Origin of the sequence: Gemmobacter caeni (assembly GCF_003054195.1) — a bacterium.
Classification (GTDB): domain Bacteria; phylum Pseudomonadota; class Alphaproteobacteria; order Rhodobacterales; family Rhodobacteraceae; genus Gemmobacter; species Gemmobacter caeni.
Map to the genome: position 1 here is coordinate 169,788 of NZ_QBKP01000004.1, position 13,037 is coordinate 182,824.

Below are 13,037 nucleotides of genomic sequence, written 5' to 3' on the forward strand. Positions count from 1 at the left end.
GCCAATGACCGTTGAAGTTCGCGTTCCCGCCCTTGGCGAAAGCGTCACCGAAGCGACCATCGCGACCTGGTTCAAGAAGCCGGGCGATGCCGTTGCCGTCGATGAAATCCTCTGCGAGCTGGAAACCGACAAGGTGAGCCTCGACGTGCCCTCGCCCGCCGCGGGCGTGCTGGGCGAGATCGTCGCACAAGAAGGTGAAACCGTCGCTGCGGCCGCGCTGCTGGCGACGATCAACGAAGGCGCCACCGCTGCCGCAGCCCCCAAGGCCGAGGCGAAAGCCGAAGCCGCCGCTGCGGTGAACTCGCCCGGTGCAGGGCCGGAAACTCCGGCTGCCCGCAAGGACGTGGAAGATGCGCCTTCGGCCAAGAAAGCCATGGCCGAGGCGGGGATTTCCGCCGCGCAGGTGCAGGGCTCGGGCCGTGACGGCCGTGTGATGAAGGAAGACGTGGCCAAGGCCGTCGCTTCTGCCGCTGCTGCCCCGGCGCCCGCCCCGGTTTCGGTGCCGCGCGCGCCGGTCCCGGCCGATGATGCCGCCCGCGAAGAGCGCGTCAAGATGACCAAGCTGCGCCAGACCATCGCGCGCCGCCTGAAGGACAGCCAGAATACTGCCGCCATGCTGACCACCTATAACGAGGTGGACATGTCCGGCATCATGGGCCTGCGCAACGAATACAAGGACGTGTTCGAGAAGAAGCACGGCGTGAAGCTCGGCTTCATGTCCTTCTTCGTGAAAGCCTGCTGCCACGCGCTGAAGGAAGTGCCCGAAGTCAATGCCGAGATCGACGGCACCGACATCGTCTACAAGAACTACGTCCACATGGGTGTGGCGGTGGGCACGCCCTCGGGTCTTGTGGTGCCGGTGGTGCGCGACGCCGATCAGATGGGCTTTGCGGCGATCGAGAAGAAGATCGCCGAACTGGGCGTCCGCGCCCGCGACGGCAAGCTGTCGATGGCCGAAATGGCGGGCGGCAGCTTCACCATCTCGAATGGCGGCGTCTATGGCTCGCTGATGTCCTCGCCGATCCTGAACCCGCCGCAGTCGGGGATCCTTGGCATGCACAAGATCCAGGACCGCCCGGTGGTGGTGAACGGCCAGATCGTCATCCGCCCGATGATGTATCTCGCGCTGAGCTACGATCACCGCATCGTGGACGGCAAGGGCGCCGTGACCTTCCTCGTCCGCGTGAAGGAAGCGCTGGAAGACCCGCGCCGCCTGTTGATGGATCTGTAACAATCCAGAAGAATCCCGGCCCGCTCTGTTGTGGGCCGGGGTTTTTATCGCCGTGCATATAGGGGCGACATGACAACTGACGAACTCGCGCGCATTTTCAAGGATCGGTATCAGAAAGCGCCCAAGGGTCGGGTTGTGACCACGATCCATCTTTTCGGGATCGAATTTGCCTCCGCGCTGGCGGGGAAGTCGATTAAGGAAATCTGTGCGCGCGCCGATGTCCCGGTGTCCTATCACACGGAAATTCACAAAGGCATCCGCCTCGCCGAATATGTTTCGTTGAAATCATGACTCCCGAACTCACCGCCCTCGCCCTCGCGGGCCTGCTCCAGGCCGCCCAATACCTGCTCTTCGCCATCCCGGCGAACCGGGAGCTTGGCACGGGGTATACCTCCTCGGCACGTGACCGGCCGCCGTCGCGGCAACTCTCGCAGACCACCGCCCGCCTGCAACGTGCGCTGAACAACCATTTCGAGGGGCTGATCCTGTTCACCCTCGCGGTCGCGGTTGTCACGCTGGGCGGCAGGGCCTCGGGCCTGACCGCGGCCTGTGGCTGGGTCTACCTTGGCGCCCGCATCCTCTACGTTCCGGCCTATGCCTTCGGCTGGCGCCCCTGGCGCTCGGCCATCTGGGGCGTGGGCTTCCTCGCAACCCTCACCATGATTGTGGCCAGCCTGACCTGACCTTCATCTTGGTATAAATATCCTCGGGGGTCCGGGGGCAGACAGCCCCCGGCGCTCGACACCAAAGGAGACCGAAATGGCAGAATTCGATGTGATCGTGATCGGCGGCGGCCCCGGCGGCTATGTCTGCGCCATCCGCTGTGCGCAACTGGGCCTCAAGACCGCCGTGGTCGAAGGGCGCGAGACGCTGGGCGGCACCTGCCTGAACGTTGGCTGCATCCCGTCGAAGGCGCTGCTGCATGCGACGCATAACCTGCACGAAGTCCATGAAAACTTTGAAAAGATGGGCCTGATGGGTGCCAAGGTCAAAGTCGACTGGGACAAGATGCAGGCCTACAAGCAGGACGTGGTGAACGGCAACACCAAGGGCATCGAATTCCTTTTCAAGAAGAACAAGGTGACCTGGCTGAAGGGCTGGGGCTCGATCCCCGCCGCCGGTCAGGTGAAGGTCGGCGACGAGGTTCACACCGCGAAGAACATCGTCATCGCCACCGGCTCGGAACCCGCGAGCCTGCCGGGCGTGACCGTGGATGAAGAGGTGGTCGTCACTTCCACCGGCGCGCTGTCGCTGAAATCGGTGCCGAAATCGCTGGTGGTGATCGGTGCGGGCGTGATCGGGCTGGAGATGGGCTCGGTCTATGCCCGTCTGGGCGCCGAGGTGACCGTGGTCGAATATCTGGATGCCATCACCCCCGGCATGGATGCCGAAGTGGCCAAGAGCTTCCAGAAGCTGCTGGCCAAGCAGGGCATCAAATTCGTGCTGGGCGCGGCGGTGCAGGGCACTGAGCGCACCAAGAAGGGCGCGAAAGTGTCCTACAAGCTGCGCAAGGACGAAAGCGCGCATGAGATCGAGGCCGATGCCGTGCTGGTCGCCACCGGCCGCAAACCCTATACCGCCGGTCTGGGGCTGGAAGCCCTGGGCGTGGCGATGGAGCCGCGCGGGCAGGTCACGATCGACAGCCATTTCCAGACCAGCGTGAAGGGCATCTATGCCATCGGCGACGCGGTGGTCGGCCCGATGCTGGCCCATAAGGCCGAGGACGAGGGCATGGCGGTGGCCGAGGTTCTGGCCGGCAAGCATGGCCATGTGAATTACGATGTCATCCCCGGCGTGATCTACACCGCGCCCGAGGTGGCTTCGGTCGGCAAGACGGAAGAGCAACTGAAGGCCGAGGGCCGTGCCTACAAGGTTGGCAAGTTCCCTTTCATGGGCAATGCGCGCGCCAAGGCGATCTTCCAGGCTGATGGTTTCGTCAAGATGCTGGCCGACAAGGAAACCGACCGGGTTCTGGGTTGCTACATCATCGGCCCCGGTGCGGGCGATCTGATCCACGAGGTCTGCGTGGCGATGGAATTCGGCGCCTCGGCGCAGGATATCGCGCTGACCTGCCATGCCCACCCGACCTATTCGGAAGCGGTGCGCGAGGCGGCGCTGGCCTGTGGTGACGGTGCGATCCACGCCTGAGGGACGCTTATCAAGCGGAAACGCCCCGGACTGATGTCCGGGGCGTTGCTGTTTTCAGTATTATGGCCCGCGATGCGGGCCATGGAAGATGAGTATTTGGGCAAGAAGCAAGGGCGCTTCGGGTTATTCGGCCGCCACCGGCGTCGGATCGACCAGCGCCACGATGTCGAGCATGATGCGGTTCAGCTCGAAATCCTTCGGCGTATAGACGGCGGCGACGCCCATGGCGCGGAGTTTCGCGGCGTCGTCCTCGGGGATGATGCCGCCGACGACAACGGGGATGTTGCCGAGGCCTGCGGCCTTCATGCGCTCCATCGTTTCGGCAATCAGCGGCAGGTGGCTGCCCGAGAGGATCGAGAGGCCGACGACATGCGCCTCCTGCTCTGCTGCGGCGGTGACGATTTCGGCAGGGGTCAGGCGGATACCATCGTAGTGGATGTCCATGCCGCAATCGCGGGCGCGGGCGGCGATCTGTTCGGCGCCATTGGAATGGCCGTCGAGCCCCGGTTTACCGACCAGGAACTTGAGCTGCCGGCCGAGGCGTGACGAGACGGCCGACACCGCCTCGCGGATCGGGTCCAGCCCCTCGGTGCGGTTGGAGCGGTTCTTGGACACGCCGGTCGGGCCGCGATACTGGCCGAAGGCGGCGCGCACGGTGGCGCCCCATTCGCCGGTGGTGGCACCGGCCTTTGCGGCGGCGATGGAGGCGGGCATGACGTTGCGGCCATCGGCGCAGGCTTCGCGCAGGGTGGCGAGTGCGGTCTTGACCGCCGCCTCGTCCCGGGTTGCGCGCCATTGGGTCAGGCGTTCGATCTGGTCGCGCTCGGCGGCTTCATCCACCACCATGATGGCGCCATCGCCGGCGGTCAGCGGCGAGGGGGCGGCCTCGGTCCAGCGGTTCACCCCGACGACCACGGTTTCATTGCCTTCGATCCGGGCGATGCGTTCTGCATTGGCCTCGACCAGACGGCCCTTCATGTATTCGATGGAGGCGACAGCACCGCCCATGGCATCGATCTGCGCCAATTCTTCGCGCGCGCCCTGTTTGAGCGCATTCACCTTGGCCTCGACCGCCGGGTTGCCGTCGAACAGGTCGCCATATTCCAGCAGGTCGGTTTCATAGGCGAGGATCTGCTGCATGCGCAGCGACCATTGCTGATCCCAGGGGCGGGGCAGGCCGAGCGCCTCGTTCCAGGCGGGCAATTGCACGGCGCGGGCGCGGGCTTTTTTCGACAGCGTCACCGCCAGCATTTCGATCAGGATGCGGTAGACGTTGTTTTCCGGCTGCTGTTCGGTCAGGCCGAGCGAATTGACCTGCACGCCATAGCGGAAGCGGCGATACTTCGCATCGGTGATGCCATAGCGGTCGAGCAGGATTTCATCCCACAGGTCCACGAAGGCGCGCATCTTGCACATTTCGGTGATAAAGCGGATGCCCGCGTTCACGAAGAACGAGATGCGGCCCACCATGTTCGGGAAATCCTCGGGCGCGACCTTGCCCTTGAGGTCGTCCAGCACCGCGCAGGCGGTGGCGAGGGCAAAGGCAAGCTCTTGCTCGGGCGTCGCGCCCGCCTCTTGCAGGTGATAGGAACACACGTTCATCGGGTTCCATTTCGGCAAGTTCTTTTGCGTATAGGCCGCGACATCGGTGATCATGCGCAGGCTGGGCTTGGGCGGGCAGATATAGGTGCCGCGCGACAGATATTCCTTGATGATGTCGTTCTGCACGGTGCCTTGCAGTTTCGATACATCGGCGCCCTGTTCCTCGGCCACCGCGATGTACAGCGCCAGCAGCCAGGGCGCCGTGGCGTTGATCGTCATCGAGGTGTTCATCTGTTCCAGCGGGATCTCGTCGAACAGTGCCCGCATGTCGCCCAGGTGGTTCACCGGCACGCCGACCTTGCCCACTTCGCCGCGCGACAATTCGTGATCGCTGTCATAGCCGGTCTGGGTGGGCAGGTCGAAGGCGACGGAAAGCCCGGTCTGCCCCTTGGCGAGGTTGGTGCGGTAAAGCGCATTCGACGCCTTCGCCGTGGAGTGGCCCGCATAGGTGCGGAACAGCCAGGGGGCATCTTTCTTGGCTTCGGTCATGGCGGCCTCGTGAATCGGGTTGGCAATTTTATTGCTTGAACGAAGATATGCGGGAAAGATTATGGCATTGTCAATTCGCCGCGTCGCAGCATGGCCGGATTTACGCAGATGCGGCGATGGCCTAGGTTCAGGCTATGACCGAAACGGTAGAGCTTCCTCTCTGGCTGGTGGTGCTGGCCCTGATCCTTGCCGCCGTGGCTGCATTGGAGCGGGTTCTGATGCCTTCGGCACGCTGGTTCCTGCGGCGGCGGGCCGAGCGGCTGGTGGCGCGGCTGAATATCCATCTGGCGCGGCCGATCCGCCCGTTCCGCCTTATGGCGCGGGCGGATCGCATCGTGCAGCTGACCTATGATTCCAAGGTGGTGCAGGCCGCGATGGACCATGCGCAGGAAACCGGCACGCCCGAGCCTGTCGCCTTCGAGGCTGCCCGCAAGGCCGCGCGTGAAATCGTGCCGGGCTTTTCGGCGCTGGTCTATTTTGGTGTGGCGACGCGATTGGCGCGCTGGCTCAGCCGGGCGCTTTACACGGTGCGCGTGCGGCCGGTGGATGCGGCGCTGGCCGGGATCGACCGTGAGGCGACGGTGGTTTTCGTGATGAATCATCGCAGCAACATGGATTATGTGCTGGTCACCTGGCTCGTCGCCAACCGTTCAGCGCTGAGCTATGCGGTGGGGGAATGGGCCCGCGTCTGGCCGCTTTCGGCGATGATCCGGGCGATGGGCGCCTATTTCATTCGCCGTGGCTCGCGCGATCCGCTTTATCGCCGGGTGCTGGCGCGCTATGTGCAGATCATCACCGCCGAAGGCGTGACGCAGGCGATTTTCCCCGAGGGCGGCCTGAGCCTTGATGGCCGGGTTGGCGCGGCTCGAATGGGGTTGCTTTCCTACATCTTGCAGGACTTTGGGCCGGACCATCGCGATGTGGTGTTCGTGCCGGTTGGCATCGGATATGACCGGGTGCTGGAAGATCGGCTGCTGGTCGAGGCGGCGGCCAAAGGGGAACGCAGGTTCCGGGCAGGCCCGCTGGGGGTGCTGGGGTTCCTCTGGCGTATGGCGCGGCGCAAGTGGAAAGGCACCTATTCCGGTTTTGGCCATGCCGGGGTGGCTTTCGGGGCGCCGATATCCCTGCGGGACTGGCTGGCCACGCATCCCGCCGATGCCGAGGCGTTGGGGACGGCCCTGATGCAGCGGGTGGGCGAGGCTGTGCCGGTGCTGCCGGTACCTCTGGCCGCCGCCGCCCTGCGCAGAGGGGCGGCAGCCGTGCCGGAACTGGTGTCGCGGGCCATGGCGCTGGCGCAAGATCTGCGCGCGCAAGGCGCGGTGATGGAACTGGGTGAGGCCCCGGAGACAGCACTGGTCGGGGCGTTCGAGGTTTTGCGGATGCGGGGGATGATGGATGCTGCGGGGCAGGTGCCTGCGGATCAGATGGCGCTGCTGGCCTTTCAGGCGGGCACCGTGGAGCAGCGGATTTCAAATTCAATAAGTTGAATTTGTTTATGTGACATGCTATCTGAGTCGCAAGGGCGCATTTCGCGCCCATGGAGATGGAGCTTCACATGACCCTTGATCGCACGATCTTCCTTTTCGCCGGCGTGATGGTGCTGCTCAGCGTCGCGCTGACCGTCTGGGTGTCGCCCTACTTCGTCTGGTTCACCGTCTTTATCGGCGCGAACCTGATCCAGTCGTCGTTTACCGGCTTCTGCCCTGCGGCCATGATCTTCCGTGCTTTCGGCATCAAGGCCGGTTGCGCCTTCCAGTAAGGAAATCCGCGCCCGCTTGACGCAGATCATGGCGGGCGCAAAATCCCCATGTGAAAATTTGTTGCATTGTAGTATAATGCGCGAGCAACATGAGGAGGATTGAATGACCCACAAGATCCTGTGCCCGACCGACGGCACCGACCATTCGAATATCGCCGTTGCCTATGCCGCCGAACTGGCGGCCAAATCAGGGGCTGCGCTGTCGATCTGCGTCGTCAATGTGGCCCATGGCGGCGCGAAGGGCCCGCTGATCCATCACTGGACCGATGCCGAAGTCGTGGCGCTGCTTGATGCGGCGGTGGCGCTGGCCGGTCAGCACGGCGCGCCGGACGTCAAGCGCGTCGATATCGTCAGCCGCGAGGCTGCGGCGGGCATCGTCCATTATGCAGAACAGAATGGCTACGACCACATCGTCGTCGGCACCGGCGACAAGCGCGGGATTTCGCGGCTGATGCTGGGGTCAGTTGCTGCCGATGTCATGGCGCGTGCGCATTGCACGGTGACTGTGGCACGCTGACGCTGTTTGCCCCGGCCGGTTTCCGCTATGCTGCATCGCAGAATAAGGGGGAATCGGATGGGCAAGGTCATCACGGTCGCACAGCAGAAGGGCGGGGCGGGTAAGACCACGCTTGCCGCGAATCTTGCTGTCTGTCTGGTGCGGCAAGGGCTGGATGTCGCGCTGGTGGACAGCGATCCACAAGGCAGCCTTGGCCGCTGGTTCATGACCCGGCTCGACCGACTGGGCGAGCCGGACATGGATTTCTCAACCGCCTCAGCCTGGGGGGTCGGCTATGAATGCAAGAAATTGCGCGCGCACCATGACGTTGTGATCGTTGATACCCCGCCCAAGGTCGACAGCGATCTTCGCCCAGCATTGCGCGAGGCCGATCTCGTTCTGGTGCCGGTTGCGGCCAGCCATGTGGATCTTTGGGCTACGGATGGCGTGCTGGATCTGGTGGCGCGGGAAAGCGGGCGGGCGCTCATCGTGCTCAATCGCATGAATACAGGCACCCGGCTGGCCGAGGATGTCGCCAGGGCGGCCGAGGGCGTGGCGCGGGTTGCGAAGTCGCGACTTGCGGCGCGGGTGGCCTTTGCCGAAACGCTGGGGCAGGGGCTGGGGGTTGCGGAAGGGCGCGGCGCCGCGGCGGCCGAGGCGCGCGCGCTGATGGCCGAGGTTCTTGACGAACTCGACCTCGGGGCCGAAACCTAGAACACGTCGAACAGGTAAAGCAGGATGATCAGCGGGATCGGAATGCCGATCAGCCAGGCCAGAATACCTTTCATCTTATCCTCCGTCGGTTGCTGAACTGGCAACGTTCGCGGGGCCGTGATGGTTCCGTGCATATCGCTGCATCACGCTTTCGCGCAGGGGGATGTTCGCCCGCGCAGAGCCGACTATATTGCGGCCATGATGCTTCGTTCCGCCCTTCTGGCCCCGCTCGCCGCGCTTGTCTTCGCCCTGCCCGCGCAGGCCGAGAAGATTTCGCTTTCCGCCCTGTCGAAATACCTCAACGGGTTGACCACCGTTGAATCGCAGTTCACGCAGGTGAACAGCGATGGCAGCATCGGCACCGGCACTATCTATATCTCGCGCCCCGGCCGCGTGCGGTTTGAATATGCGCCCCCCGACAAATCGCTGGTGCTGGCCAGTTCCGGCAATGTGGCGATCTTCGACCGCAAGTCGAACCAGCCGCCAGAGCAATATCCGCTGGCCAAGACACCGCTGAACCTGATCCTGGCGAAGAATGTTGACCTGGCGCAGGCGAAAATGGTGATCGGCCACCGCGAGGATGGCAATACCACGCGCGTCGTGGCGCAGGACCCGAAGCACCCGGAATACGGCAGCATCGAAATGGTGTTTACCGCCAATCCGGTGGAACTGCGCCAGTGGATCATCACCGATGACGCCGGCAGCACGACAACTGTGATCCTGGGCGAGATGGCCAAGGGCCGCAGCTTCAAGCCCGGCTTCTTCGATATCCCGCTGGAGATGGAGCGGCGCAACTAGGCGCCGCCCTCTTATCTTCCGCAGCCGGAAAGCTGCGAGGCGTAATTGTCGGCGCGCTGTTGCACCCGGTTCGCCACGTCAACCAGCCAGGTTTTCGCATTGTAGCTGCCATTGGCAAAGCCGGTGCGACCTTCATGATAGGCAAGATACTGGCTGCGGGCATCCCATTTGGAAACGCCCAGACGTTTCTCGGTGCCATCCATGTACCAGCCCATGAAATCGGTCGCATCGTCGATCCGGTCCCGCTTGGCCCGACCGTTGCGCGTTTCCTTCTGGTACTCTTCCCAGGTGCCGTCCAGCGCCTGGCTATAGCCATAGGCCGTGCTTTGCCGCCCCATCGGAATGATCCCCAGCGCAAAACGATGCGGGGTGCGGGCATTGCCGATGAATTTGCTTTCCTGATGGATGGTCGCCATCTGCACATGCACCGGCACACCCCAGCGGCGTTCCGTCGCCTTCATGGCGCGGTAGTATTCCGGGCGCTCCCGCAGGATCGCACAGGCATCGTCGAGATTGCGTGGCGCCGCAAACCTGCTGCCCCCGCCGCAGGAGGCGAGGAGAAGAAGAAGGATCGACGCACGGAGAAGTCTGCTCATCTGCCCCTCGCGTGTCTTTGTTTTTTGCAAGGATATGCGATTTCCGGCGGGGGGGAAATGGGGCGCCGCAGGATTTCACATCAGTATTCCGCGAGCGGTACAGGCAAACTGTGGGTCGATGCCTGACAGACTGTTTCCCCCCGAATCACCCGCGCCCAGTGGACCTGAGGCGATCAAAGGATTAGGAGTCGCCAAAGGGGGTCCGTCACGAATGCTCAAGGCGCAGGCGAAATATCATCTCGGCCAGGTGCTGCGGCATCGGAAACACCCGTTTCGCGGGGTGGTTTTCGACGTGGACGCCATGTTCTCGAATACCGAGGAATGGTATGCCGCCATCCCCGAGGACAGCCGCCCGGAGCGGGACCAGCCCTTTTATCACCTTCTGGCTGAAAACGACCAAAGCTATTACGTCGCTTATGTGTCAGAGCAGAACTTGATCCCGGACGAAACGGGCGAGCCGGTGGATCACCCCGACCTGCACGATCTGTTCGGCGATTTCGAGGACGGGCGTTACCCTCTGCAATTCAACCTGAATTGAGACTCAGCGGGCGGTCCCGCTGGTTCCGGTCAGGTTCAATACCCCAGAGCTTTCAATACCCCAGGGCGCAGCCGTCCTTGCGCGGGTCTGACGCGCCTTCCAGAACGCCCGAGGGGTGGATGAGAATGGCCTGCGCGCCGCCGATCGGCTCTTCCGCCGTCTGAACCGCGTGCCCCATCCCGGCCAGTTCGGCAGCAACCGCCGGATCATAGCCGCGCTCCAGCGTGAATCCTTCCGGCGTAGTGAAGCAGCGCGGGGCGTCGATAGCCTCCTGCAGGTCCATCCCGTAGTCGCGCAGGTTGGTGACCAGCCGGGCATGGCCGCAAGGCTGATAGGCGCCGCCCATGACGCCAAAGGGCATGGTCACGCGGCCGCTTTCGGCCAGCATGCCGGGGATGATCGTGTGCATCGGGCGCTTGCCACCCGCCGCCTCGTTCGGGTGGCCCGGTGTCAGGCTGAAGCCCGCGCCGCGGTTCTGGAAATTGATGCCGAATTTGGTGGAGGCAAGCCCCGCCCCGAAGCCCCAGAAGATCGAATAGATCAGCGAAACCGCCATGCGGTCGCGGTCCACCACGGTGATATAAACCGTGTCCTTGTGAACCGCCTCGACCAGGGCAGCAGGGTTGGCACTGGCGCGGCGCGGGTCGACCAGCGCCGCCAGCCGGGCCGCGGTTTCGGGCGCCAGCATATGTGCCAGCCGTGTCGTATGGTCGGGGTCGGCCAGGAAACGGTTGCGTGCGTCATAGGCGAGCTTCGCGGCCTCTGCCTCGATATGGGCGCGGGCGGCCCCGAAGGGGGCCATGGCGGGCAGATCGAAATGCGACAGGATGTTCAACAGCAGCAGCGCTGTCGCGCCCTGGCCATTTGGCGGATGTTCGATCACCTCGGCGCCTTTGTAGGCGGCGGCGACCGGATCGGTGTAAAAGCTTTGCACCCCGGCCAGATCGTCCATCGTATGCGGCCCACCCAGCGCATTCAGCGAGGCGATCATGTCTTCGGCAACTTCGCCCTCGTAGAACCCGGCCCTCCCCTCGCGGGCAACGCGGCGCAGAACCTCGGCCTGACCGGGCGCGCGGAAGATCTGACCGATTTTCGGGGCACCGCCGTCCAGCAGGAAGTGCCGCCGCGCCTCGCCCTGCAAAACCGCCGCATCTGTGGCCCAGTCAAAAGCGACGCGCGGGGCGACCGGCACACCTTCCTCGGCATAGCGGATGGCGGGGGCAAGCGCCTCGGCCAGCCCGATCCGGCCCCAATCGGCGCTGAGCCGGCAGAAGGCATCCATCGCGCCGGGCAACGTCACGGCGTCAATGCCGTGAATTGGCATGGCCGTCAGCCCTCTGGCGCGCAGGGCATCGGCAGACAGGCCTGCCGGCGCGGCGCCCGAGCCATTCAGCGCGATCACCCGCTCGTCCCCGGCGGGTTTCATCAGGATGAAGCAATCGCCGCCGATTCCGGTCATCTGTGGTTCGCAAATACCCAGCAGCACCGCCCCGGCGATGGCCGCATCGGCGGCATTGCCCCCGGATTGCAACACATCCAGCGCGACCTTCGCCGCCAGCGGATGCGAGGTGGCGCAGATGCCATTGCTGGCCAGTACCGCCGACCGTCCAGGTTTCTGAAAATCACGCATCTGACCCTCCGCTTTGCAGCGAGGTTAGGGCGCACGAACAGGAAGGGGAAGAGCCTCGGCGCTGCGATCTGGGTGGGGGCTTTCTCACAGCGCCGAGGGAAGCCTTGTGCAGCTACACCGCGTTGTTGGCAGAATGCTGCGGCGCTTTTGGGCGAAGATTGTGGCGGCATTCCGGCATTTTTTCTGCCGGGCAAGCAATGCGCCTCCCGTGCGATCATTGATGCCACGGCACGATCAGTGTCAGATCGTTCTGACCGTTGCGGTGACGATAGGTCAACCCGGCGCAAAGGCTGCGAATCAGGAACCAGCCAAAGCCGCCCTCCGGCAGGTTTGCCTCCGTCATGGGGGGCGGGTGGCCCGCAGGGGCGGCAAGCCCCGGCATCGGCAGGCCGTAATCGATCACCTGACAGATCATGCCCGTTGCACCGGGAGACAGACACAGCCCGATCCGCCCTGGTGCGGCGGGATAGGCATGTTCGGCGATGTTGTTCAGTATTTCGGCCAGAGCGATTTCCAGGCGCTGCCGGAAATCGCTGTCGCCGGTCAGGTCGGGCCGGGCCATCAGGCCGGTCAGGGCCGCACGCACTTCGACCGGGGTTGCGGTGATGCGCAGGCAGATCGGGGCAGGATCAGACATGCGATTGCGGCATCCCGTATCAGCCCGCCTCCCTCAATCCGGCGGGCAGATCGGGGTGGATCAGGAAAACGCTGTCCATCCTAGTCAGACGAAACACCTTGTCCACGGCGGGGGTCAGTCCCGCAAGTTCCAGCCGTCGGTCTGGACCAAGCAATTTCATCACGGCGACCACGGCACCGAGGCCGGAACTGTCGAGGAACCGCACGCGCGACATGTCGATCAGCACGCGCGTCCCCGCCCGGCCCGCCAGTTCGCGCATCGCATCCTTGAACTGGATCGCGCAGGCAGCGTCGATCCGGTCTTCGCCCACCTCGACCACCAAGGTGTCCGCCAGTTCCCTTGCATACAGGTTCATGTTCCGCTTCCTTCTGTCGATGGCTTGCAGGTTACGGCGCGTTC

Annotated in this window: 16 protein-coding genes; 10 read left to right on the forward strand and 6 right to left on the reverse strand. The window is 64.0% G+C overall.

Going from position 1 to position 13,037, the window contains the following annotated elements; genetic code table 11:
- The first annotated feature begins 4 nt into the window (after positions 1 to 4).
- From odhB to lpdA, 4 genes are all read left to right on the forward strand, one after another.
- Positions 5 to 1,231: a 2-oxoglutarate dehydrogenase complex dihydrolipoyllysine-residue succinyltransferase gene (gene odhB / locus C8N34_RS08190; RefSeq protein ID WP_242013784.1), complete on the forward strand. Its 1,227-nt coding sequence runs from the start codon at positions 5 to 7 to the stop codon at positions 1,229 to 1,231.
- A gap of 69 nt (positions 1,232 to 1,300) precedes the next feature.
- On the forward strand, positions 1,301 to 1,522 hold the full coding sequence (locus C8N34_RS26300) for an HTH-like domain-containing protein (protein ID WP_108128452.1): 222 nt from the start codon (positions 1,301 to 1,303) through the stop codon (positions 1,520 to 1,522).
- Positions 1,519 to 1,914, forward strand: coding sequence for an MAPEG family protein (locus C8N34_RS08200; protein ID WP_108128453.1), 396 nt, complete (start codon positions 1,519 to 1,521; stop codon positions 1,912 to 1,914). The genes C8N34_RS26300 and C8N34_RS08200 overlap by 4 nt, the downstream gene beginning before the upstream one ends.
- Before the next feature lie 76 nt (positions 1,915 to 1,990).
- The gene (gene lpdA / locus C8N34_RS08205) at positions 1,991 to 3,379 is read left to right on the forward strand and encodes a dihydrolipoyl dehydrogenase (RefSeq protein ID WP_108128454.1); all 1,389 of its coding nucleotides are present in this window, start codon (positions 1,991 to 1,993) and stop codon (positions 3,377 to 3,379) included.
- Positions 3,380 to 3,502: 123 nt separating this feature from the next.
- Here lpdA and C8N34_RS08210 read toward each other — a convergent pair whose 3' ends face one another.
- On the reverse strand, positions 3,503 to 5,470 hold the full coding sequence (locus C8N34_RS08210; RefSeq protein WP_108128455.1) for a protein meaA: 1,968 nt from the start codon (positions 5,468 to 5,470) through the stop codon (positions 3,503 to 3,505).
- A gap of 134 nt (positions 5,471 to 5,604) precedes the next feature.
- On the opposite strand from C8N34_RS08210, the gene C8N34_RS08215 reads away from it, so the two are divergent.
- From C8N34_RS08215 to parA, 4 genes are all read left to right on the forward strand, one after another.
- Complete coding sequence (locus C8N34_RS08215) at positions 5,605 to 6,957, forward strand: 1-acyl-sn-glycerol-3-phosphate acyltransferase (protein WP_108128456.1); 1,353 nt, start codon at positions 5,605 to 5,607, stop codon at positions 6,955 to 6,957.
- A gap of 68 nt (positions 6,958 to 7,025) precedes the next feature.
- Entirely contained in the window at positions 7,026 to 7,229 is a 204-nt protein-coding gene (locus C8N34_RS08220; RefSeq protein WP_054304102.1) for a YgaP family membrane protein, read from the forward strand.
- A gap of 103 nt (positions 7,230 to 7,332) precedes the next feature.
- Positions 7,333 to 7,746: a universal stress protein gene (locus C8N34_RS08225; protein WP_108128457.1), complete on the forward strand. Its 414-nt coding sequence runs from the start codon at positions 7,333 to 7,335 to the stop codon at positions 7,744 to 7,746.
- Positions 7,747 to 7,803: 57 nt separating this feature from the next.
- Positions 7,804 to 8,439, forward strand: a complete 636-nt coding sequence (gene parA, locus C8N34_RS08230) for a ParA family partition ATPase (RefSeq protein ID WP_054304045.1) — start codon at positions 7,804 to 7,806, stop codon at positions 8,437 to 8,439.
- On the opposite strand, the gene C8N34_RS26305 is transcribed toward parA, so the two are convergent.
- Complete coding sequence (locus C8N34_RS26305; protein WP_158640684.1) at positions 8,436 to 8,573, reverse strand: hypothetical protein; 138 nt, start codon at positions 8,571 to 8,573, stop codon at positions 8,436 to 8,438. The two genes, parA and C8N34_RS26305, sit on opposite strands and share 4 nt — an antisense overlap.
- A 64-nt stretch (positions 8,574 to 8,637) precedes the next feature.
- On the opposite strand from C8N34_RS26305, the gene C8N34_RS08235 reads away from it, so the two are divergent.
- Positions 8,638 to 9,237, forward strand: a complete 600-nt coding sequence (locus tag C8N34_RS08235) for a LolA family protein (protein WP_054304101.1) — start codon at positions 8,638 to 8,640, stop codon at positions 9,235 to 9,237.
- An 11-nt stretch (positions 9,238 to 9,248) separates the two neighbouring features.
- On the opposite strand, the gene C8N34_RS08240 is transcribed toward C8N34_RS08235, so the two are convergent.
- Positions 9,249 to 9,833 carry a transglycosylase SLT domain-containing protein gene (locus C8N34_RS08240; RefSeq protein ID WP_054304044.1) on the reverse strand — a complete coding sequence of 195 codons (585 nt, stop codon included), beginning with the start codon at positions 9,831 to 9,833 and terminating at the stop codon, positions 9,249 to 9,251.
- Positions 9,834 to 10,044: 211 nt separating this feature from the next.
- Between C8N34_RS08240 and hspQ the strand changes: the two genes are divergently transcribed.
- A complete protein-coding gene (hspQ, locus tag C8N34_RS08245) occupies positions 10,045 to 10,371 on the forward strand; it encodes a heat shock protein HspQ (RefSeq protein WP_108128458.1) in 327 nt (108 codons plus the stop codon).
- Between the two features lie 52 nt (positions 10,372 to 10,423).
- On the opposite strand, the gene C8N34_RS08250 is transcribed toward hspQ, so the two are convergent.
- The 3 genes from C8N34_RS08250 to C8N34_RS08260 all read right to left on the reverse strand — a co-directional run bounded on the left by C8N34_RS08250 (position 10,424) and on the right by C8N34_RS08260 (position 12,993).
- On the reverse strand, positions 10,424 to 12,001 hold the full coding sequence (locus tag C8N34_RS08250) for a gamma-glutamyltransferase family protein (RefSeq protein ID WP_108128459.1): 1,578 nt from the start codon (positions 11,999 to 12,001) through the stop codon (positions 10,424 to 10,426).
- Positions 12,002 to 12,215: 214 nt separating this feature from the next.
- Positions 12,216 to 12,638 (reverse strand): ATP-binding protein, encoded by a 423-nt coding sequence (locus C8N34_RS08255; protein ID WP_108128460.1) that lies wholly within the window; start codon positions 12,636 to 12,638, stop codon positions 12,216 to 12,218.
- Between the two features lie 19 nt (positions 12,639 to 12,657).
- On the reverse strand, positions 12,658 to 12,993 hold the full coding sequence (locus C8N34_RS08260) for an STAS domain-containing protein (protein WP_108128461.1): 336 nt from the start codon (positions 12,991 to 12,993) through the stop codon (positions 12,658 to 12,660).
- Between the last annotated feature and the right edge of the window lie 44 nt (positions 12,994 to 13,037).

Coding starts and splice junctions, on each gene's coding strand:
- odhB (WP_242013784.1), top strand. CDS start 5: ATGACCGTTGAAGTTCGCGTTCCCGCCCTTGGCGAAAGCGTCACCGAA.
- C8N34_RS26300 (WP_108128452.1), top strand. CDS start 1,301: ATGACAACTGACGAACTCGCGCGCATTTTCAAGGATCGGTATCAGAAA.
- C8N34_RS08200 (WP_108128453.1), top strand. CDS start 1,519: ATGACTCCCGAACTCACCGCCCTCGCCCTCGCGGGCCTGCTCCAGGCC.
- lpdA (WP_108128454.1), top strand. CDS start 1,991: ATGGCAGAATTCGATGTGATCGTGATCGGCGGCGGCCCCGGCGGCTAT.
- C8N34_RS08210 (WP_108128455.1), bottom strand. CDS start 5,470: ATGACCGAAGCCAAGAAAGATGCCCCCTGGCTGTTCCGCACCTATGCG.
- C8N34_RS08215 (WP_108128456.1), top strand. CDS start 5,605: ATGACCGAAACGGTAGAGCTTCCTCTCTGGCTGGTGGTGCTGGCCCTG.
- C8N34_RS08220 (WP_054304102.1), top strand. CDS start 7,026: ATGACCCTTGATCGCACGATCTTCCTTTTCGCCGGCGTGATGGTGCTG.
- C8N34_RS08225 (WP_108128457.1), top strand. CDS start 7,333: ATGACCCACAAGATCCTGTGCCCGACCGACGGCACCGACCATTCGAAT.
- parA (WP_054304045.1), top strand. CDS start 7,804: ATGGGCAAGGTCATCACGGTCGCACAGCAGAAGGGCGGGGCGGGTAAG.
- C8N34_RS26305 (WP_158640684.1), bottom strand. CDS start 8,573: ATGCACGGAACCATCACGGCCCCGCGAACGTTGCCAGTTCAGCAACCG.
- C8N34_RS08235 (WP_054304101.1), top strand. CDS start 8,638: ATGATGCTTCGTTCCGCCCTTCTGGCCCCGCTCGCCGCGCTTGTCTTC.
- C8N34_RS08240 (WP_054304044.1), bottom strand. CDS start 9,833: ATGAGCAGACTTCTCCGTGCGTCGATCCTTCTTCTTCTCCTCGCCTCC.
- hspQ (WP_108128458.1), top strand. CDS start 10,045: ATGCTCAAGGCGCAGGCGAAATATCATCTCGGCCAGGTGCTGCGGCAT.
- C8N34_RS08250 (WP_108128459.1), bottom strand. CDS start 12,001: ATGCGTGATTTTCAGAAACCTGGACGGTCGGCGGTACTGGCCAGCAAT.
- C8N34_RS08255 (WP_108128460.1), bottom strand. CDS start 12,638: ATGTCTGATCCTGCCCCGATCTGCCTGCGCATCACCGCAACCCCGGTC.
- C8N34_RS08260 (WP_108128461.1), bottom strand. CDS start 12,993: ATGAACCTGTATGCAAGGGAACTGGCGGACACCTTGGTGGTCGAGGTG.